A 19,155-nucleotide genomic window follows, 5' to 3' on the forward strand; every position below is an offset into this window, starting at 1 on the left:
TGCCTAGAGGTCACAGGCCGGGGGGACCAGTGAATCAGTTCGTCTTCAGAATGCTGGGGCCACTGCTCGTACAGGCCGACGGGCAGTCCCTGCGCATCAAGGGCAGGCGGCAGTCCACCGTCCTCGCGATGCTGTTGCTCTCGGCGGACCGGATCGTGTCCGTCGACACGCTCGTCGACGCCGTGTGGCCCGAGGCCCCTCCGGCGACCGCCCGCAACCAGATAGCGATATGCGTGGCGACGCTGCGCAAGACGTTCAAGGAGGCGGGCGGGAGCGATATCCTGCTCACCTCTCCGCCGGGTTACGTCCTCGCCCGGGGCGCGCACCGCATCGACGTCGTCGAATTCCTGCACGCGGCCGAGCGCGGGCGGGACGCCGCACGGCACGGCCGGGCCGAGGAGGCGTGCGCGCTGCTGGAGGAGGCGCTCAGCAAGTGGCGCGGCGCGGCCCTCGACGAACTGTCCGGGGAGCGCATCGAGGCGGAGGCGGCCCGGCTCGAGCACCTGCGGCTCGACCTGATCGAGGAGCGGGCCGGGCTGATGCTGGAGCTGGGGCGGCACCGGCTGCTGACCGGGGAGCTGGGCGAACTGGTGGCCCGGCACCCGCTGCGCGAGCAGTCGCGCGAGCACCTGATGCTGGCGCTCTACCGTTCGGGGCAGCGCGCCGAGGCCCTGGAGGTGTTCCGGCAGGGCCGCTCGCTGATGAACGAGGAGCTGGGCATCGAGCCCGGCCCCGCGCTGCAGCACCTGCACGAACTGATCCTGCAGGACTCGCCGGAGCTGACCCGGCCGGTCGCCGCCGCCCCCGCCGCTCCCGCCACCGTCCAGACCACCCCCGCCCAGCTGCCCGCCGACGTCCTGCGGTTCACCGGCCGCCAGGAGGAACTGGCTCAGCTGGACCGGCTGTTGAAGGAGCCGTACCAGCCGCACGCACCGGCCCTTGCGACGATCGTCGGCGTCGGCGGGGTGGGCAAGACCGCCCTCGCCGTGCACTGGGCGAGCCAGGCCGCCGACCGCTTCCCCGACGGCCAGCTCTTCGCCGACCTGCGCGGCTACGACGAGGACAACCCGCCGGTCTCGCCCACGGTGGTGCTGGACCGCTTCCTGCGCGCCCTCGGGACGCCGGGACCGCAGATCCCCGCGGAACCGGACGAGCGCGCGGCGCTGTTCCGCAGCCTGCTCAGCACCCGGAAGGCACTCGTCGTCCTCGACAACGTGCGGTCCTTCGCCCAGCTGAGACCCCTGCTGCCGGGCGGCGGCCGCAGTGTCGTGCTGGCCACCGGACGCGAGGCCCTGGACGACGTCACCGGCGATTACACGGCCCTGCGCATCAGGCTGCGCGTCCTCCCGCCGGCCGAGGCCACGACGCTGCTCACGAGGATCGCCGGCGCCGACCGGTTCGGCAGCGACCCGGTGGCGCTGGAGCAGTTGAGCGCGCTGTGCGACTGTCTGCCGCTCGCGCTGCGGATCGCCGGGGCGCGGCTCGCCACCAAGCCCGGCCTGACCGTGCGCGGGCTGGTGGAGCGGCTGAGCGACCAGCGGCGGCGGCTGGACGAGCTGAGCCCGTCGGAGGGCGGGGTGCGGGCCGGTTTCCGGCTGACGTACCGCGACCTGTCCCCGGAGGCGGCCCGGATGTACCGCAGGCTCGGGCTGCTGCGCACCGCGGACTTCGCGGCCTGGGTCGGGGCGGCCGCGCTGGGGACCGACGTGTGGCACGCGGAGCGGCTGCTCGACCAGCTCGTGGACGCCCAGCTGCTGGAGACGGTGGAACCGGTGCCGGGGCGTGCGGCCCGCTACCGGTTCCAGGATCTGCTCCAGCTGTTCGCCCGCGAGCGCGCCGAGGCGGACGAGACGGAGGCGGAGTGCGACGCGGCACTGGACCGGATTTTCGCCGCGTGGCTGTGGCTGGCGCAGGAGGCCCATCGGCGGCTGGACGGGCGCACGTTCCCCGTCGGCCATCCGCCGGAGCCGGCGCCACGCTTCCTGCGGGGCCCGGCGGACGAGCTGCTGGCCGCACCGCTGGAGTGGTTCGACTCCGAGCGCGCCACCGTCACGGACATGGTGGTGCACGCGGCCGAGACCGACCGGGCGCGGTACGCCTGGGCGCTGACGGAGAGCGCCGTGCCCCACTGGGAGACCAGGAACTACCTGGAGGACTGGCAGCGTTGCGCCGAGGCGGCGCTGTCGTCGGCCCGGCGCACCGGCGACCGGACGGGTGAGGCCACCATGCTGCGGGTGCTGGGGTCGCTCGCCATCTACCAACGGCGCTACGAGCAGGCCGAGGGCTGGAACCTGGCCGCGCTGCGGCTGCTGGCGGAGAGCGACGACGTGCCCGGAGCGGCGCTCGCCCAGCGGAACCTGGCCATGTGCGCCCGTTTCCAGGGCGCCTGGGACCGGGCGCTCGAGTACTGCAGGGCGGCGCTCCAGGGCTTCCACGAGGCCGGCGACACCGGCAACGAGGCCCATCTGCTCGGCTACCTGGCCCAGATCGAGCTGGACCGCGGCGAGGTGGAGCGGGCGCTGCCGCTGGCCGTCGAGGCACTGGCGCTGAGCCGGCGGACCGGGTCGGTGCGAGCGGAGACGCAGAGCATCTACCGTCTTGCCGAAGTGCGGTTGCGGGCGGGCGATCTGGACCTGGCCGCCGAGTCCTTCCACGAGGTGCTGCAGCTGTCCCGCAGGGAGGGCGACCGGGTCGGTGAGGCCCATGCGCTGCGCGGGCTCGGCGAGACGCAGTGGGCGAAGGGCCTGCTCCCGGCGGCCGAGCGCACCCTGAACGAGGCCCTGGAGATCACCGAGGAGCTGGCCGACCGCTTCCTGTACGCGCGGGTGGAGACCGACCTCGGCTGCGTCGAGGCGATCGGCGGCCACCACGCGGCGGCCGCGGAGCGGTTCGAGCGGGCCCACGCGGCACTGGGCGAGGTGGGGGCCCAGCCCTGGCGGGCGCGGGTGACGCGGCTGCTCGCCCGGGTACGCGGCGACGGCGGCGATCCTGCCGACGGCGGGAGGGAACGATCCCTCACGCCGCAGGCACTGCAACTCCTGCTGGCGGACCGTACGGACTGACCTGCCGCCGGGGCCCGAAGCGGACGCCCATGGCACGACGTCACCGGCTCGATGCCCTCCCTGTTCCTCGTGGAGGCGGGGGCATCCGCGCCGTCGGGGGCGCGGGATGAACCCCCGGGCCCCGTTCCTCGCCGGCGCGCGGGATCAGCCCCAGGGCATGTCGTCGTCGGAGGCGGCCCGCGGCCCGACCGGTTCGACGAGTCCCCAGGGCATGTCGTCTTCGCCCGCCACCGTGTCCGTGTGCGTCGTGGAGCCCGGGCCGACGGCACCGGAGCCCGTGATCAGTCCCGCCAGTACGATCAGACCGGCCATCGTCGCCCGCTTTCCCGTCATCGTGATGCGCATATCGATTCCCCCTCGTCCGTCGGCCTTCATTGCCGCTTGCTGCGGTTCGACGGACAGTAGGGAGGCACCCTTTCCCCGGCCTGTCCCCACGGTTTTCCGCGCCGGGCCTCGTGAAATCAAAACGATAACGGGGTGACAGCGGGAGCCAATATCTTCGTCCGTGGATTCGTCACATGGATCACGAACGGGGGGCGCTCATGGAATTCCGGGTTCTCGGGCCGGTCGAGGTGCGCGACCAGGGACGCAGGGCGCCGCTGTCCGGCACCAAGCTGCACACGGTGCTGGCCGCTCTCCTGCTGGCCCGCGAGGAGGTCGTGTCCGACGAACGGCTCAGCCGTCTGCTGTGGGGGTGGGCTCCGCCGACCACCGCGAACGCGCAGCTGTACACCTACATTTCGCGGCTGCGGAAAATACTCGGCGCCGGCGTCCTCATCGACCGCAGGCCGCCCGGCTATGTCATGTCCATCGGGAATTCCAGCCTCGACCTGACAGAATTCGAAGAATTTGATTGCCAAGGCCGGGACGCTCTGTACGCGGGAGACTTCGACAAGGCGGGCGATTTCCTGAGGGAGGCGCTGGCACGCTGGAACGGCCGCCCGCTCGCGAACACCACGGAGCACCTCTTCGACGCCGAGGCGCCCTGCCTGGCCGAGGCCCGCGCCGCGACGCTGGAACACCGGATCGCGGCGGACCTGGCACTCGGCCGGCACGAGCAGATCACCGTCGAACTCACCGGTCTGGTGGCGGAGTTCCCCCTGCGCGAGCGCTTCCGCAGTCAACTGATGACCGCCCTGTGCCGCAGCGGCCGGCAGGCCGACGCGATCCACCTGTACCACCACGGCCGCGAGGTACTGGCCGAGGAGCTCGGCGTGGACCCCGGCGAGGAGCTGCAGGCCACCTACCAGTCCCTGCTCGACGGCTCGCTCGTGCGCCTGCCGCAGCCGCGGACCCCGGCACGCGCCGTGCCGCGTCCGCCGGAGGGGGCCGAGGACGAGCCCCCCGCCGCCCCGGCCACCCTGCCCCCGGACACCGTCGACTTCACCGGCCGGCAGCGTGAACTGGCCGTGCTCCACCGGGCGCTCGCGCCGGACACCGCCGCGCCCGACCGCCCGCGCCGCGTCCTGGTGACCGGTATGGCCGGGGTCGGCAAGACCACGCTGGCCGTGCACGCGGCACACCGCTGCAAGCAGCACTTCCCCGACGGCCAGTTGTACGCCGACCTGCGGGACCCGGACGGCGCCCCGCGGCCCGCCGGGCAGGTGCTGCTGCACCTGCTGCGTTCCCTCGGCCGCCCGGTGGACGCCGCCGCGGTCGGCGACCCGGACGAGCTGGTCCGCCTCTACCGCGAGAGAACCGGCGGCAGACGCATGCTCATCCTGCTGGACAACGCCGAGAGCGCCGCCCAGCTCGGCCCGCTGCTGCCCAACACCCCTGAGCCCGCCGTCCTCGTGACCGGACGCACCGCCCTGCCCACCGTGGCCGGGGCGCACACCGTCGCCCTGGACCCGCTGGAGGACGGCCCGGCACTGGAGCTGCTGGCCGCCGCCGCGGGGCCCGACCGGATCGCCGCGGCCCCCGGTGCGGCGGCCGTCATCGTCGAGCACTGCGCCGGCCTGCCGCTGGCGCTGCGGATCGTGGGCACCCGGATCGCCGCCCGGCCGCACTTCGCGCCGGACCGGCTCGCCCGCCGGCTCGCCGATCCCGCCACCCGGCTGCGCGAACTGCACTCGGGTGACCTGGACGTGCACGGCGCGCTGCTGCCGTCCTGGCGGGCGCTGGAGCCCCCCGCGCGCGGGGCGCTGCCCGCGCTGGCCGGCGTCGGCGCCGAACCGTTCTCCGCGCCGGAGGCCGCGGTGCTGCTCGACCTGCCCGAGCAGGACGCCGAGCTGCTGCTGGAGGAGATGGCCGACGCAGCGCTGCTGGAGGTCAGCGGAGCCGACGCGTGGGGCCGGCCCTGCTACCTGTTCCACCCCTTGGTACGCCTCTTCGCCCTGTCCCTGCCTCCGCGGCACGACAGCGCGGAGCGGGAGGAGGTTCCCGTGGCACGTAACCGGTGACTAACCGGCCGGCCCTAGCCTCGCCGTGCCCAGCAGCGCGCGGCCCCCCTGTGTGGCCCCCCGGCCTTATGAATTCCGTCATCTGCGAGTGGAGTTGGACCATGACCGAGCTCTTGCACGGCCGCGCCGACAGCGCCGCCCCCTTCCCCATGACCGAGACGCAGCAGGCGCTGATGATCGGGCGGGGCGAAGGGGTCGAGCTGGGCAGCATCGGCTGCTACGGCTATTTCGAGTGGGAGCGCGCCGATCTGGACCCCGAGCGGCTGGCGACGGCCTGGCGCCGCGTGGTCGCCCGCCATGACATGCTCCGCGCGGTCGGCCGGGCCGACGGCACCCAGCAGGTGCTCACGGACCCGCCGCCGTACGACATACCGGTGGTGGACCTGCGCGGTCTCGACGCGGCGGACGCGGAGCGGCGCCTTGCGGCGCTGCGGGCGGAGATGAGCCACCAGGTGTTCCCGGTGGGCAGCTGGCCGCTGTTCGACCTGCGGATCGTCCTGCTGCCCGGCGAGGGGAACCTCAGCCGTATCCATCTCGGCATCGACCTCCAGGTGCTGGACGCGTCCAGCGCCTTCCAGGTGCTCTTCCCCGATCTGATCGACCTGTACGAGAACCCGGGCGCCGAACTGCCCGAGCCCGGCATCACCTTCGCCGAGTACGCGCGCTGGCGCGCCGACGACATGCCCCACACCGAGACGTTCCGCGCGGCCAGGGACTACTGGCTGGAGCGGGTGCCCGAGCTGCCGCCCGCCCCCTCGCTGCCGACGGGAGGCGCACGGGACGGCGGCGCGGTCCGTTTCGAGCGGCACGAGCACCGGCTCTCCCCCGCCGACTGGCAGCGGCTGCGGCGCGTGGCCGACGCGGCGGACCTGACCCCGTCCGTGCTGCTGACGGCCGCGTTCGCCGAGGTGGTGCGGTGCTGGGCCCAGGAAGCCGACTTCACCCTCAACTACCCGGTCTTCCAAAGGCCCCGGGTGCACGAGGACATCGGGCAGGTCCTCGGCGACTTCACCAACGCCGTCCTGCTCGCCGCGGACAGCTCCGGCCGGACCTTCCTGGACCGCGCGCACGCCCTGCGCGACCAGCTGGACCGCGACACGGAGCACGGCGCCTTCAACGGCGTGCGGGTGCTGCGCGAGCTGACCAGGCTGCACGGCGTGGGCGACCAGGCCGGCATGCCGATCGTCGTCACCAGCCTGCTCGACTACCCCGTCCGCCGTCCGGTCACCGACCTGGGGCGGGAGGTCTACTCGATCTCGCAGACCCCGCAGGTGTCGCTGGACGTCCAGCTGCGCGAACTCGGCGGCGAGCTGCGGATCATCTGGGACTACGTCGACGGGGCCTTCGCCCCCGGCTTCACCGAGGCCGCGTTCGGCGTGTACGTCGCGCTGCTCCAGCGCCTCCTCGACGATCCGGACGCGCTGCGCACCGAACGGTTCGACCTGATCCCGCCCGCCGAGCGCGAGCTGCGCCGCCGGATCAACGACACGGCGGGCCAGATCCCGTACACCACCCTGCACGAGCTGTTCGCCGAGCAGGCCGCACGCACCCCCGACGCCGAGGCCGTCGTCGACGCCACGCGCCGGCTGTCGTACGCCGAACTCGCCGCGTATGCCTGGCGCATCGGCCACCGGCTGCGGCAGCACGGCGTGAAACCCGGCGAGCTGGTCGCCGTCGTGATGGAGAAGGGCTGGGAGCAGTACGCGGCGGTCTACGGCATCCTCGCGTCCGGCGCCGCCTACCTCCCGCTCGACGCCTCCGTGCCCCCCGAGCGGCTGCGCCGGCTGCTGTCGGACGCCGGTGTCGACACGATCCTCACCCAGTCCTCGCTGGAGACCCGGATCGCCTGGCCGCCGAACGCCCAGCGCTACCGCGTGGACCAGGACTTCGAGGTCGGCGACGCGACCAGGCCCGACACCGCGCAGACTCCCGCGGACCTCGCGTACACGATCTTCACCTCGGGGTCGACCGGGGAGCCCAAGGGCGTCATGGTGGACCACATCGGCGTGGTCAACCTGATCCGCGACGTCGCCGAGCGCTTCGCCGTCGACGCGTCCGACCGGCTGCTGGCCGTCTCGGGGCTGCACTTCGACGCCTCGATCTACGACGTGTTCGGCGTGCTGACGCAGGGCGGGACGGTCGTGATCCCGCCGCCGTTCGAGCACGCGCAGCCGGACGTGTGGGCCGACCTCGTGGCCGCCGAGCGGGTCACCCTGTGGAACTCGGTGCCCGTGCTGATGGAACTCCTCGTCGGCGAGGCGGAGGTGCGCGAACGGCGGGGCGGCGGACGTCCGCTGGAGTCCCTGCGCCTGTCCGTGCTGTCCGGCGACTGGATCCCGCTGACGCTGCCGGACCGGCTGCGCGCGCAGAGCCCGCGGATCCAGGTCGTCGGCTCGGGCGGTCCGACGGAGACCATCTGCTGGTCGCTGTTCCAGCCCATCGGCGAGATCGACCCGGCGTGGACGAGCATCCCGTACGGCACGCCCATCACCAACCAGCGCTACTACATCGTCGACGGCACGGCCCACGAGCGCCCGCTCGGCGTGGTCGGCGAGATGGCCGTGGCCAGCGACGTGGGTCTGGCGCTCGGCTACTGGGGCGACGACGAGCGCACCCGCAGCCGCTTCATCCGCCTGCCGGAGACCGGTGAACGCGCCTATCTGACGGGTGACCTCGGCCGCTACCTGCCCGACGGCAGCATCGAGATCCTGGGCCGCGACGACTTCCAGGTGAAGGTCCAGGGCCACCGGATCGAGCTGGGCGAGATCGAGGCCGCGCTGCGCCAGGACGAACGGGTCGACGCGGCCGTGGTGGTCGCACCGGCGAGCTCCCACGGTGTGCGTCGGCTGCACGCCTACGTCGTCGCCTCGGGCGGCGGCAGCGGCGAGCAGATCCTCGCCCAGCTCACCGAGCAGCTGCCGTCCTACATGGTCCCCGCCGCGCTCACGGTCCTCGACGAGCTGCCGCTCACCCGCAACGGCAAGGTGGACCGGCTGCATCTCGCGCAGACCGCGGGAGCGCAGCAGCCCGCCGGGGACGCGGCCGCCGACAGCGGCGCGGAGCCCGAGGACGCGCTGTCGCTGGTGCTCTGCGCGGCCGTCGGCGACATCCTCGGCCTCGACCACGTGGGCCCGGCCGACAACTTCTTCAAGCTGGGCGGGGACTCCCTCAGCGGCACCCGGCTCGCCGGGCTGCTCCAGGAACTGCTGGGCGTGCCCGTGCCGGTCAAGACCGTGTTCCAGACCCCCGTCGTCGCCGAGCTCGCCGGGAAGATCGCCGCCGACGAGGAGTACGGCGCCGGGGCGGTGGCGGCCGCGGAGGCGCTGGCCGCCATGTCACCGGACGACACCGACAGCCCGGACGGCCCGGACGGCACCACGGGGCGGGGGGGGCCGGCCGGCGCCGCCGCCGCGGACCCGACGGACGGCTCCGGGACGACCAGGAAGGGACAGTCATGACCTTCACCCTGCCCGCACCGCTCGACGCGCCGGCCGGGGACCGCACCCGGCCGGCCGCCCAGCCCGCGCCCCACGGAACCGACCTCGCCGACTTCGCCGGGCGGGCCGCCGCCCGGCTCCGGCGGACCGACCCGGCCCTGTACGACCTGCTGAACCGGGAGTCGGCCCGCCAGAACGACACCCTGATGATGGTGGCCGCCTCCAGCGTCGCCGACCCGTCGGTCCTCGCCTGCGGCGGCAGCGCCCTCGGGAACCTCACCGCCGAGGGCTATCCCGGCGGCCGGTACCACGCGGGCTGCGGCGTCGCCGACGAGATCGAGCACCTGGCGATCGAGCGCGCCTGCGTGGCCTTCGGGGCCCGGGACGCGATCGTCCAGCCGCATTCCGGGTCGTCCGCGAACCTCGCGGTGCTCACCGCGCTGCTCAGCCCCGGCGACACACTGCTCGGTCTGGACCTCGACTGCGGCGGCCACCTCACGCACGGCTCCCCCGCATCGGTCAGCGGCCGCTACTACCGGGCCGTTGGCTACCGGGTCACGCCGGAGGGGCTGCTGGACTACGACCAGATCCGCGAACTGGCCCTCACCTACCGGCCCAAGCTGATCGTGTGCGGTGCCAGCGCCTACCCGCGCAGCATCGACTTCGCCCGCTTCCGCGAGATCGCGGACGAGGCCAACGCCTACCTGCTCGCCGACATCTCCCACATCGCGGGCCTGGTGGCGGCCGGACTGCACCCCAGCCCCATCGACCACGCCCACATCACCACCACCAGCACGTACAAGCAGCTGTACGGGCCGCGCGGCGGGCTGATCCTGCTCGGCCGCGACGCCCGCAAGGCCGGGCCGGAGCGCGGCACACTCGCGGCGACCATGCGCCGGGCCGTGTTCCCCTTCACCCAGGGCACCCCGGACCTGGCGTCGGTGGCCGCGAAGGCGCGGGCACTGGACTTCGTGGCGGGGCCCGACTTCGCCGAGCTGGCCAAACGGCTCGCGGACGGCGCCCAGGCCATCGCCGAACGGCTCCTGGAGCGGGGTATGCGGCTGGTCACCGGCGGCACCGACACCCACATGGTGCTCATCGACCTGCGCGGCACCGGGCTGACCGGCGACGTCGCCGAAGAGGCGCTGGAGTCCTGCGGGATCGTCGTCAACCGCAATCGCGTCCCCGGCGACACGACGCCCGTGCGCACCACCGGCGGCCTGCGGCTGGGCAGCAACACGCTGGCCGCCCGCGGCATGGACCGGTCCGCAGCCGCCGCCTGCGCAGACCTGGTGGCCGACGTGCTCGACGCCCTGCGGGCCGGCTCCGGGGCGCTGCCCCCGGCGGTGCGCGCCGCCGCGCGGGCCCGCGTCACCGAGCTGTGCGCCCGCTACCCCCTGCCGGGGTACCTGTCGTGACCTTCAGCGGTTTCCCTCCGTCGGCGCTGCGCATGTACGAGGACCTGGCGGACGACAACTCCACGGAGGCGTGGCGGCTGCGGCACCGCGCGGTGTACGAGCGTGACGTGCGTGCGCCGATGGAGGAGCTGGCCGCGGAGTTGTCCGCCGATTTCGCGGAGTGCGGCGGTGCGGACGGGGTGCGCGTGCTCGGCCCCGTCCGCGACACCCGGATGTCCCACGACAAGTCCCCGTACAAGACGTACCAGGGCGGCTACCTCGATGTGCTGCCCTGTCTGGGCTTCTGGGTCCATCTGGACCGCGACGGGCTCTACGCCTCCGGGCGCTACTACCCGTACGGCGGCGACGAGGTCGCCCGTTACCGTGCCGCCGTCGAGGACGAGGAGGGCGGCACGGAACTGGCGGCGATCGCGGCGGGTTTGCGGCGGGAGGGCTTCACGATCGGCGGCGACCGGCTGAAGTCCCGGCCGCGCGGCGTGCCGGCCGGCCATCCCCGTCTGGACCTGCTGCGGCACCGCAAGATCGACGCCGGCCGGCGTCTGGGCCCGGGGCCCGACCTGTCCTCGGACCGGGCCGCGGACTTCGTCCGGGAGACCTGGCAGCTGGTGCGGCCGCTGCTGGACTGGGCGGCGGCCCGGGGGCTGACACCACGGCCCCGGACGCCGGTGACCGAGGGAGCTGACGTACTGTCATGAGTGCCGAGACCGTTGACCTGCGCAGCGACACCGTCACGCGGCCCACGCCCGCCATGCGCAGGGCGATGGCGACCGCGGAGGTCGGCGACGACCTGTTCGGCGAGGACCCGACCGTCCGCGCGCTGGAGGAACGGGTCGCCGGCCTGTTCGGTTTCCCCGGCGCGCTGTTCGTCCCGTCGGGCGTGATGGCCAACCAGATCGCGCTGCGGCTGCTGGCCGCGCCCGGACAGGAGGTCGTGTGCGACGCCGAGGCGCACATCCTGGCCCACGAGGAGGGTTCACCCGCGCGGTACGGCGGAATCCAGACGCGTACGGTGTCCGGCGAGCGGGGCCTGGTGGGCGTCGAGGCGCTGGCGGGGATCCTGCGGCCGGGCAACGCGTACACCGTCGGCACTCGGGCGGTGGCGCTGGAACAGACCCACACCCGTGCGGGCGGGACCGTGTACCCGCTGGACACACTGCGCGCGGTGCGCGGGCTCACCACGCGGTCCGGGATCGCGGTGCACATCGACGGGGCGCGGATCTGGAACGCGCACGCCGCGACGGGCACGCCGCTCGCCGAGTACGGGGCGCCGGTCGCGGACACCCTCGCGGTGTGCCTGTCGAAGGGCCTGGGCGCACCGGTGGGATCCGTACTCCTGACATCCGCCGAACTGCTGTCGCGGGCCCGGTCGTTGCGGCATGGTCTGGGGGGCGGCATGCGGCAGTCGGGCATCCTGGCGGCCGCCGGGCTGCACGCCCTCGACCATCATCTGGAGCGTATCGCCGAGGACCACGAGAACGCGGCGCTGCTCGCGGACGGGCTGCGGGAGGCGGGGTTCTCGGTACGGCCCCGGGAGACCAACATCGTCCTCGTCGACACGCCCGGCGCCGAGGACGTCGTGGCGAGGGCGGCGCGGGAAGGAGTGCTGGTGACGGCGCCGGGCCCGGGTGTGGTCCGGCTGGTCACCCATCTGGATGCCGGGCGACAGGCGTGCCGTCGTGCCGTGAAGGTCCTGACGGCCGTTAGGGAGGAAGGCCGTCGGGGTCGTCGCGGAACGAGCGGGACCGCGGCCGCGGAGCACACACAGCAATGGAAAGAGAGCGAAGTAGCAGCATGAGTCTGGAAGTTCTGCCGGCGACCGCCGAGCGCTGGAACGACCTGCGGGCGGTTCTGCAGCCCAGGAAGAGCGCGCACACGTGCTGGTGCATGGCCTGGCGGCTGTCCACCGGCGACTACGGGCGGATGACCGCCGACGAACGGGGCGAGCACATGCGCTCCCTCGTCGAGGCGGCCGATCCGCCGCCGGGGGTGCTGGGCTACCTCGACGGCGAGGTGGCGGGCTGGTGCAACGTGGCACCGCGCAAGCACCTGGACCGCCTCACGTCGTCGAAGACGATCACGCCGGTCGACGACGCGCCGGTGTGGTCGGTGACCTGCTTCGTCGTACGCAAGGACTTCCGCGGCAAGGGCGTGGCCACGGGCCTCCTGGAAGGCGCGGTCGCCCACGCCCGGGCCAACGGCGCGCCTGCGGTGGAGGGTTACCCGGTGGACCCGGAGGGCGGCAAGGTGAACCCGACGCTGGCGTACGTCGGCACGATGGAAATGTTCGAACGGGCGGGCTTCCGCCGGGTGAAGCGGACGGAGGCGAAGAGCGACAAGCGCTACCGGTGGGTGATGCGGCGCGACCTGGACTGACGGGGCGCGTGGCACGTGGTGCAGGAGCCAGGCCCGGCGGGGCCCCTGCACCGTGTGCCGGGTCGCCCCCGCGGCGCGGTGTGGGTCGGAGGTCGCGCACCGGCGGCGTGACACCGCGGGGCGGCGACATGGCTGTCGCGGCCCTGCCCGGCAGCTCCGCTGCGTCGCTGAACCGCTGACTACGCGGCCTGCGCGCCCGGGGCTCGACCTCTGCCACGGCCACGATCAGCCGGTCGTCGTCACCGGCGCCATGCGCAACCCGGCTCTTCCCGGCGCCGACGGCCCGCCCAACCTCCACGCCGCCGTCCTGGCCGCCGCCGATCCAGGGCTCAAGGATCCCGGCTGCCTCGACGACGGCACCCTGCTCGACCTATGGGACGGCAACTGCGGGCGCGGCTCCCGCTGCACGCCCGGCTCGCGCAGGGAGCCGGCGGGGCGGCGGTCCGCGAGACCTTCGACATCGCCTCTGCCCGCTGATGCGGGGAATCCTGTACTCCAGGAGGGACTGGCGCCGCCGGCTTCTCAGAATGCGTTGCGCCGCCGCAGCCGCAGCGGGCGGCCGTCCGGGTCGATGATCACGCGGTACAGCGGCATCGCGAGAAGCCGCTGCGCTCGTGACAGTTCCGGTGGCCGGTAGGTGCGCAGACGTCCGGGCGGCCTCGGACCGGACCGGCCCCCTTCGTGCCAGGAGTCCAGCGCGGCGGCCGACGACGCGAAGGCGTCGAAGGCGCCCATCGGGTCGCACAGGACGTCGGGGTCCTGTGGGTCTCCTGGCGCCTCTTGGTCCAGGTGCTCGCGCGCGAGCGTCAGCCGGAGGTTCCTGGCGAAGGGGCGCGCGCCGTCGCCGAGGCCGGCGGGGTCCTGCGGTTCCCGGGGGTCCGTCGTCTCGTCCAGAACGGCGCAGCTGAGTTCGGAGTCGTGCGTCCAGGAGCGCAGGTTGATGTTGTCGGAGCCCACTGCGGCCCACACGTCGTCGATCACGCATACCTTGGCGTGCACGTACACCGGTGTCGCGGCATGGTTCTCCAGCCCGTAGACCGCGACCCGCCCGCCCCCCGCACGTCGCAGTGTCTCCAGAGCGGTGATGCGGCCGATCAGGTTCATCGGCAGTGTGAGCGGGCCGTCCTGTTCGGGGACGGAAGGGATGACGGCGATGAGGCGCAGTTCCGGATTCGCTTGGAGCGCCCGGGCGAAGTGCTCCACCACCTGCGGGGACCACAGGTACTGGTCCTCCAGATAGATGAGTGCCCGGGCCCGGCGCAGTGCCTTCAGGTAGGCACGCGCGACGCTGCGCTCGCCGTCGGGGGCGAAGTCGTAGCCGCGCAGCAGCCGGTTGGGATACGTGCGCAGCACCTGCACCCTGTGCGTGCCGCAGGGCGCGGGATCGGGCAACTGAGGGGGCAGCGGGTTCGCATGGACGTCCTCCCCGTGCAGCAATTCACGCAGCCGGGACAGCGGGCTGCGGCTGAGGGGCGCGGGATCCGTCCAGCGCTCCCGGAAGACGGTCTCGATGTCGCCGACCGCGGGGCCCCGGATCGCGAGCTGGATGTCGTGCCAGGGCGGATGCGGTCCGTACGCTGCGGCGATGGGCTGGGAGCGGGCGTCGCCGCCGTGGTCGATGTCGTCGTTGCGGTTGTGCGACAGGTCGATGCCACCGACGTACGCGACGTCGAGTTCCGGACGCCCGGGATGGCGCAGCACGACCAGCTTCTGGTGGTGTGTGCCGCCGGGACGGACTCGCATGTCCAGCAGATACTCGCCGCCTCCCGCCCGGACCTCCTCGCCGAGGTGGCGGTTCTCCTGCTCGCTGAACTGGAGACTGTCCAGGTGGGAGCGCCACACCAGCCCCTTGACGACCACGTTGCGCTCGGCCGCCGCACGCAGCACGGTGCCGATCTCGGTCCCCGGGCCCGCGAGCCGCTCGTCGGGATCGCCGCGCCAGTCGGTGAACAGCAGCAGGTCTCCGGCCCGCAGAGCGCGGACGGCGGCGAGCAGCTCGGCGAAGTACGTCGCGCCGTGGACCAGGGGGCGCACTTCGTTGCCGACCGACCATGCCATCCCGCCGGGGCGCCGACGATCCAAGCGGGTGGCTGGGTTGTCGCGCTCCCTGGCCGTCAGCAGCCAGTCGATGACTTCCACGGACCGGCACCTCCGACCTACGACCGCAGGGTGCCCCCGCGCTTCCGACGGTCTCTTTGGTACCACTCCAGAGCCGGTCCCGCAGCCACAGCCTGCTCCGGTGGGCGGCCACGCCGCTGCCGGCGGAGGTGAGTCGGTCCCCGTATCACGGAGGTCGGCATGGTGGTCGGACGCCGTGACGCGAGGGGTCAGGTCCTCACGTCACGGCACCCGTTGGGCTCATCCCACGCAGCGGGGCTGGAAACCGGGGTCGGCGGGCCCCTCGCGGTCCAGGGCGTTGCGCACCCACTGGGCGACGACCGTGTCCTTGGGCGCCTGGTCGTGCTCGCTCGGGTTGAGCGGGCACTTGTCCTGCAGCAGCACGTTGGTGACGTAGGCCGCCCGGCCGCTCAGGAACGAGCTGGTGTAGGGCACCACGACTTCGTCGTACTTGGTGGCGATCTGCGTGTAGTCGGGGCCCGCGGGGGCCTCGGGGTCCGCGTTGAGCTTCTGGAGCAGGTCGGAGTCGGTGGTCTGGTCCACACAGGACGGGCAGACGGTGGCTCCGGCCGCGAGGGCGAGCGGGTTCGAGGTGCCGTGGTTCGAGGGCACGATGCCCACCAGGTCGTCGACCTGCTTGGCGCCGCCGAGGAACTTGACGTAGTAGCGCGGCATCATTCCGCCCTGGCTGTGACCGACGATGTCCACCTTGCGCGCCCCCGTCGAGCCGCGCACGGCGTTCACGAAGTCGCGCAGCTCGGCCGCCGAGTCCGCGATGGGGTCGGTGGCCGCATTGCCGTAGTTGAAGGCGTAGACGCAGTAGCCGGCGTCGGCGAGCTGCGGCGAGAGGGTGGCCCAGTTCTCGGCCATGGTCTTGAAGGTGCCGTTGACCAGGACGACCGGATCGGGGTGCGCCGAGTTCGGCTTGCAGGACCAGTCGTTCGCGCCGGCCGGCGGGATGTCCGTGACGTCGGCCTGTGCGGAGGTGGCGGGGCCCACCAGGCCAAGGGCCGCCACGGCGGCAGCGGCGGCCAGAGCCCTGATCGGAGAGCGCAGACGCATGGGTGGTGCAACCTTTCCTGACACCGGGCCGTGGCCCGAACCTGGGTCGGCATTGCCGAACCGTAAGCGGAATAGTTACTTCCCGGTCACTGGTCGTCAAGGCTCTCGGAGCCGGTGCATCTCACACTGCCGATCCCTTGCTGTGAGGGCGCATGTGTGGTCCGTCCGAGATGTCCATCAAGGGCCACTGCGGGTTGATCTCGCAGGCCACGATGCGGCGCCGCCGGGACAGCCATTGGCTGGGCCATGTCCGACAAAGATCATGACGTGGTGGCGGTCTTCCTCCAGACACGTGGTGGGACTGCGTGTGGGAAGGTCGTGCGTGTGATCAACCAGGATGGCGGCTCAGGCCGCCGCGAACTCGTACTCGTGGGCGAAATGAGCCCTGCGGACGTCGTGCTTGTTCACCGCGAGGCGCTTCGCGTGCTGCGTTCCGGCATCGACGCAGCCCACCTCGACGCCTATAGCGACGATGCCTGGCCAGCCGCCGTGCTGCACTCGTATGAACGCGCGCTGTCCCTGGCACGGGAGGCGGTGGCGGATGGCCATCGCTCCCGGCGCGCCGATCCCGGGATGGGGATCGACATCGACGTCCGAACGACAGGCAGTTCGAGCTGATGATGGACTTGGCTCCCCACACGATCAATGCCGAAGGCCGGCGAGGGGACCGGCTGGTCTTCAGCGCCAGTGACTCGGGAACCTCTCTGTGGATTGCCGTGACACAGGAACAGGAAGCAGAACTCCGTCCCGACTGGACGCGCTGGGGATCCCCCCAACCGCGCTCGCCGTTCAGCCACGCGGCCGCTGAGGCGCATTCATGCTGCCGGCTCGCGAAGCCAAAGGACCAAGGCTCACGTTGGACTCCGGCCCCCGTAGCGTGCCGCGAACACGTCGCGTTCGGCCGCCCCGCCCGTACCGCCCGTGGGCAGGGGCGACCGGCCCCCCGTCAGATCATGTGCGCCGCCGTGTCCCACAGTTGTGTCGGGCGGCCGCAGCGCAGGGCCTCCCAGGCTGCGCGGCGGTAACAGGCGGCGACCAGGCTGTCGCGGACCAGGCCCGAGGCGCCGTGGAGGTGGACCGCGTCGCGGGTCACGTCCAGGGCCGTCTCGGCCGTCAGGGCGATGAGGCCCGCCGCCTCCCCCGCCGTGAGGCGGTCCTCGTCGAGGTCCTTGGCCGCGTCCCCGACCGCCCAGCGGACCGCGTCGAGACGGGCCAGGAGCCCGGCCACCCGCAGGCGCGGTCCCTGGTGCTTGACCAGGGCCTGGCCGAACTGCCGGCGACTCCTGATCCGGGCCACCACGGCGGTCAGCGCCGCGGCGGTGATGCCGGCGAGCAGCGACGCCTGGTGCACGGCCGCCCGCAGACCCGCCCGGGTCAGCGCCTGTTCCGCGGCGATGCCGCGCAGCAGGACGGCCTCCGCGGGCACCCGCGCCTCGTCGAACACCGCGCTCGCGACCGCCCCGCCGCCGTGGGAGCGCAGCGGGCGCAGTTCGACCCCGTCGGCGGGCAGGTGGACGAGCGCGGCGCACGGCCCGTCCGGCCCGGTGGCGAGGACGAGCAGCGCCCCCGTGTCGACCCCGGCGGAGAACGGCCCGCCGGTGCCGGTCAGTACGATCCCGCCGCTCTCCCCGTCGGGCTTCCAGGTGATGCCGGACTGCACGGTGCCGCGCGGGTCGGGCAGCCGGCCCGGTACGGCGACGGGAAGTTCGCCGGCCCGGATCCGGTCCAGCAGCGCGTCGGTGCCGTCCGGGGCGAGCGGGCAGAGCCCGGACAGCAGGTCGAGGGCGAGCAGGGTGTCCGTGAGCGGGACCGCGTGCATCGCGTTGCCGGCCTCCTCGCAGACCATCCCGACGACGGCCTGGCCCAGGTCCAGTCCCTCCAGGGCGATGGGCAGGGGGAACTCCCAGGCACCGACCTGGGTCAGCGCCACCCAGCTGCACTGCGCGGTGTCCCCCTCGGTCTCCAGACCCTGACGGACGGTGAGGCGCAGCTGCCGGAAGAGGGGTTCCTCCTCCTCGCGCTCCCGCCACCGCTCGGCGGGCACCCGTCCGCCGGCCTCCAGTTGTGTCACCGCGTCGCGCGTCACGGCCGTACCTCCGCCCCTGAGTCGAGACGCAGCCGGGCCAGCGTCTCCAGCATCATTTCGGCGGTGCCGCCGGATATCCGCATCCCGGGGGCGTCGCGCAGCGCCGAGTCCAGTGGGTGTGCCACCCCGTCGACCTCCGGGTCGTCGAGGGTCATGCTCCGGTCGCCGTCGAGTTCGGCCGCCCACCAGGCGACCTCGGCGGCGAGCTCGGTGGTGTACCACTTGGCCGCCGCGGCCTCGTCCTCGTTGAGCTCCCCGCGGTCGAGCCGGGTCAGGACGCGCCGTACGAGCGTGCCGGCGGCGAGCAGCCGGGCGTTGAGCTTGGCCAGGCCGATCTGGTCGTGCTGGCCGGCCTGCAGCCGGTCGGTGTGCGCCTCCAGCCGTTCGACGGCGGCGCGGTACCAACGCAGGGCCTTGACGTAGTAGTCGAGTCCGGTGCGTTCGAAGGCGAGGGTCTTGACGACGATGGCCCAGCCCTGGCCGATCGAGCCGACCACGTCGTCGGCGGTGACGGCCACGCCGTCGAGGGTGACCTCGTGGAAGGCGTCGTCCCCGATGCCGGGGACGGCTCTGATCGTGACGCCCTTCTGGGCGAGCGGGACCAGGAACAGACTGAAGGCGTCGTCGTCGCCGCGGGCCAGGCACAGTCCGTAGTCGGCGAGTCCCGCGAACAGCGAGTGGACCTTGGTGCCGTACAGCTTGTAGCCGCCGTTCCCGTCGGAAACGGCGCGGGTGGACAGGATGTTGAGGTCGGATCCGGCCTGCGGCTCACTGAAGAGTACGCACCCGAAGGCGGTCCCGGCGGCGAAGCCCGGCAGGTGCCGGGCCTTCATCGCGGGGCTCGCGACATTGAGCAGGGTGGAGCCGACGATCTGCACGGTCAGGGTGTGCAGCAGGTCGGGCACGTCGTGCATCGCCAGTTCCTCGACGAGCACGGCGGCGGCGACCTGGCTGACGCCGCGGCCGCCGTACTCCTCGGGCCACTGCGGGGCGAGCAGGCCGGCTTCGCCGAGCGCCCGGTGGACGGGGCGCGGGTCGCGGGTGCGCCGGGCGGCGGCGACCGGTGCGGACACCAGGACGTCGTGGATCTCCTCGCGGAGGGCGCGCATGGGCGTACGGGGCACGCCGTCGCCGGAACGGACGAGCCCGCAGTCGGCGGGTGCCCGGTAGAACTCGGTGGTGAGCAACGGATACTCC

General features: G+C 73.0%; 13 protein-coding genes and 1 pseudogene. 9 read left to right on the top strand and 5 right to left on the bottom strand.

Features of this window, described 5'->3' with window-relative positions:
- The first annotated feature begins 50 nt into the window (after positions 1–50).
- The gene (locus tag ACLB9X_RS10360; RefSeq protein WP_410359963.1) at positions 51–3,062 is read left to right on the top strand and encodes a BTAD domain-containing putative transcriptional regulator; all 3,012 of its coding nucleotides are present in this window, start codon (positions 51–53) and stop codon (positions 3,060–3,062) included.
- A gap of 144 nt (positions 3,063–3,206) precedes the next feature.
- Here the strand turns inward: ACLB9X_RS10360 and ACLB9X_RS10365 are convergent, their stop codons facing one another.
- Complete coding sequence (locus ACLB9X_RS10365; RefSeq protein WP_410359964.1) at positions 3,207–3,407, bottom strand: hypothetical protein; 201 nt, start codon at positions 3,405–3,407, stop codon at positions 3,207–3,209.
- Positions 3,408–3,580: 173 nt separating this feature from the next.
- Here ACLB9X_RS10365 and ACLB9X_RS10370 point away from each other — a divergent pair, with 173 nt between their 5' ends.
- The 7 genes and pseudogenes from ACLB9X_RS10370 to ACLB9X_RS10400 form a co-directional block, all read left to right on the top strand.
- Positions 3,581–5,464, top strand: a complete 1,884-nt coding sequence (locus ACLB9X_RS10370; RefSeq protein ID WP_410359965.1) for a BTAD domain-containing putative transcriptional regulator — start codon at positions 3,581–3,583, stop codon at positions 5,462–5,464.
- A gap of 101 nt (positions 5,465–5,565) precedes the next feature.
- Positions 5,566–8,922 (top strand): non-ribosomal peptide synthetase, encoded by a 3,357-nt coding sequence (locus ACLB9X_RS10375; protein ID WP_410359966.1) that lies wholly within the window; start codon positions 5,566–5,568, stop codon positions 8,920–8,922.
- On the top strand, positions 8,919–10,319 hold the full coding sequence (glyA, locus tag ACLB9X_RS10380; protein WP_410359967.1) for a serine hydroxymethyltransferase: 1,401 nt from the start codon (positions 8,919–8,921) through the stop codon (positions 10,317–10,319). Before ACLB9X_RS10375 ends, glyA begins: the two co-directional genes overlap by 4 nt.
- Positions 10,316–11,014: a DUF2461 domain-containing protein gene (locus ACLB9X_RS10385; RefSeq protein WP_410359968.1), complete on the top strand. Its 699-nt coding sequence runs from the start codon at positions 10,316–10,318 to the stop codon at positions 11,012–11,014. Before glyA ends, ACLB9X_RS10385 begins: the two co-directional genes overlap by 4 nt.
- Positions 11,011–12,114 (top strand): threonine aldolase family protein, encoded by a 1,104-nt coding sequence (locus ACLB9X_RS10390; protein ID WP_410359969.1) that lies wholly within the window; start codon positions 11,011–11,013, stop codon positions 12,112–12,114. Before ACLB9X_RS10385 ends, ACLB9X_RS10390 begins: the two co-directional genes overlap by 4 nt.
- Entirely contained in the window at positions 12,111–12,692 is a 582-nt protein-coding gene (locus ACLB9X_RS10395; RefSeq protein WP_410359970.1) for a GNAT family N-acetyltransferase, read from the top strand. The genes ACLB9X_RS10390 and ACLB9X_RS10395 overlap by 4 nt, the downstream gene beginning before the upstream one ends.
- Before the next feature lie 52 nt (positions 12,693–12,744).
- Positions 12,745–13,026 (top strand): annotated as a pseudogene (locus ACLB9X_RS10400) (asparaginase domain-containing protein); the annotation flags it as partial.
- A 188-nt stretch (positions 13,027–13,214) separates the two neighbouring features.
- Here ACLB9X_RS10400 and ACLB9X_RS10405 read toward each other — a convergent pair.
- Together ACLB9X_RS10405 and ACLB9X_RS10410 are read right to left on the bottom strand one after the other, a co-directional pair.
- Positions 13,215–14,831 (bottom strand): phospholipase D family protein, encoded by a 1,617-nt coding sequence (locus tag ACLB9X_RS10405; protein WP_410359971.1) that lies wholly within the window; start codon positions 14,829–14,831, stop codon positions 13,215–13,217.
- A 219-nt stretch (positions 14,832–15,050) separates the two neighbouring features.
- Positions 15,051–15,872 (bottom strand): alpha/beta fold hydrolase, encoded by an 822-nt coding sequence (locus ACLB9X_RS10410; protein ID WP_410359972.1) that lies wholly within the window; start codon positions 15,870–15,872, stop codon positions 15,051–15,053.
- Positions 15,873–16,196: 324 nt separating this feature from the next.
- Here ACLB9X_RS10410 and ACLB9X_RS10415 point away from each other — a divergent pair, with 324 nt between their 5' ends.
- Complete coding sequence (locus ACLB9X_RS10415) at positions 16,197–16,490, top strand: hypothetical protein (protein ID WP_410359973.1); 294 nt, start codon at positions 16,197–16,199, stop codon at positions 16,488–16,490.
- A gap of 328 nt (positions 16,491–16,818) precedes the next feature.
- Here ACLB9X_RS10415 and ACLB9X_RS10420 read toward each other — a convergent pair whose 3' ends face one another.
- Together ACLB9X_RS10420 and ACLB9X_RS10425 are read right to left on the bottom strand one after the other, a co-directional pair.
- On the bottom strand, positions 16,819–17,958 hold the full coding sequence (locus ACLB9X_RS10420) for an acyl-CoA dehydrogenase family protein (RefSeq protein ID WP_410359974.1): 1,140 nt from the start codon (positions 17,956–17,958) through the stop codon (positions 16,819–16,821).
- On the bottom strand, positions 17,955–19,145 hold the full coding sequence (locus ACLB9X_RS10425; protein WP_410359975.1) for an acyl-CoA dehydrogenase family protein: 1,191 nt from the start codon (positions 19,143–19,145) through the stop codon (positions 17,955–17,957). The genes ACLB9X_RS10420 and ACLB9X_RS10425 overlap by 4 nt, the downstream gene beginning before the upstream one ends.
- Between the last annotated feature and the right edge of the window lie 10 nt (positions 19,146–19,155).

Source organism: Streptomyces sp. 5K101, assembly GCF_046506645.1.
GTDB lineage: Bacteria > Actinomycetota > Actinomycetes > Streptomycetales > Streptomycetaceae > Streptomyces.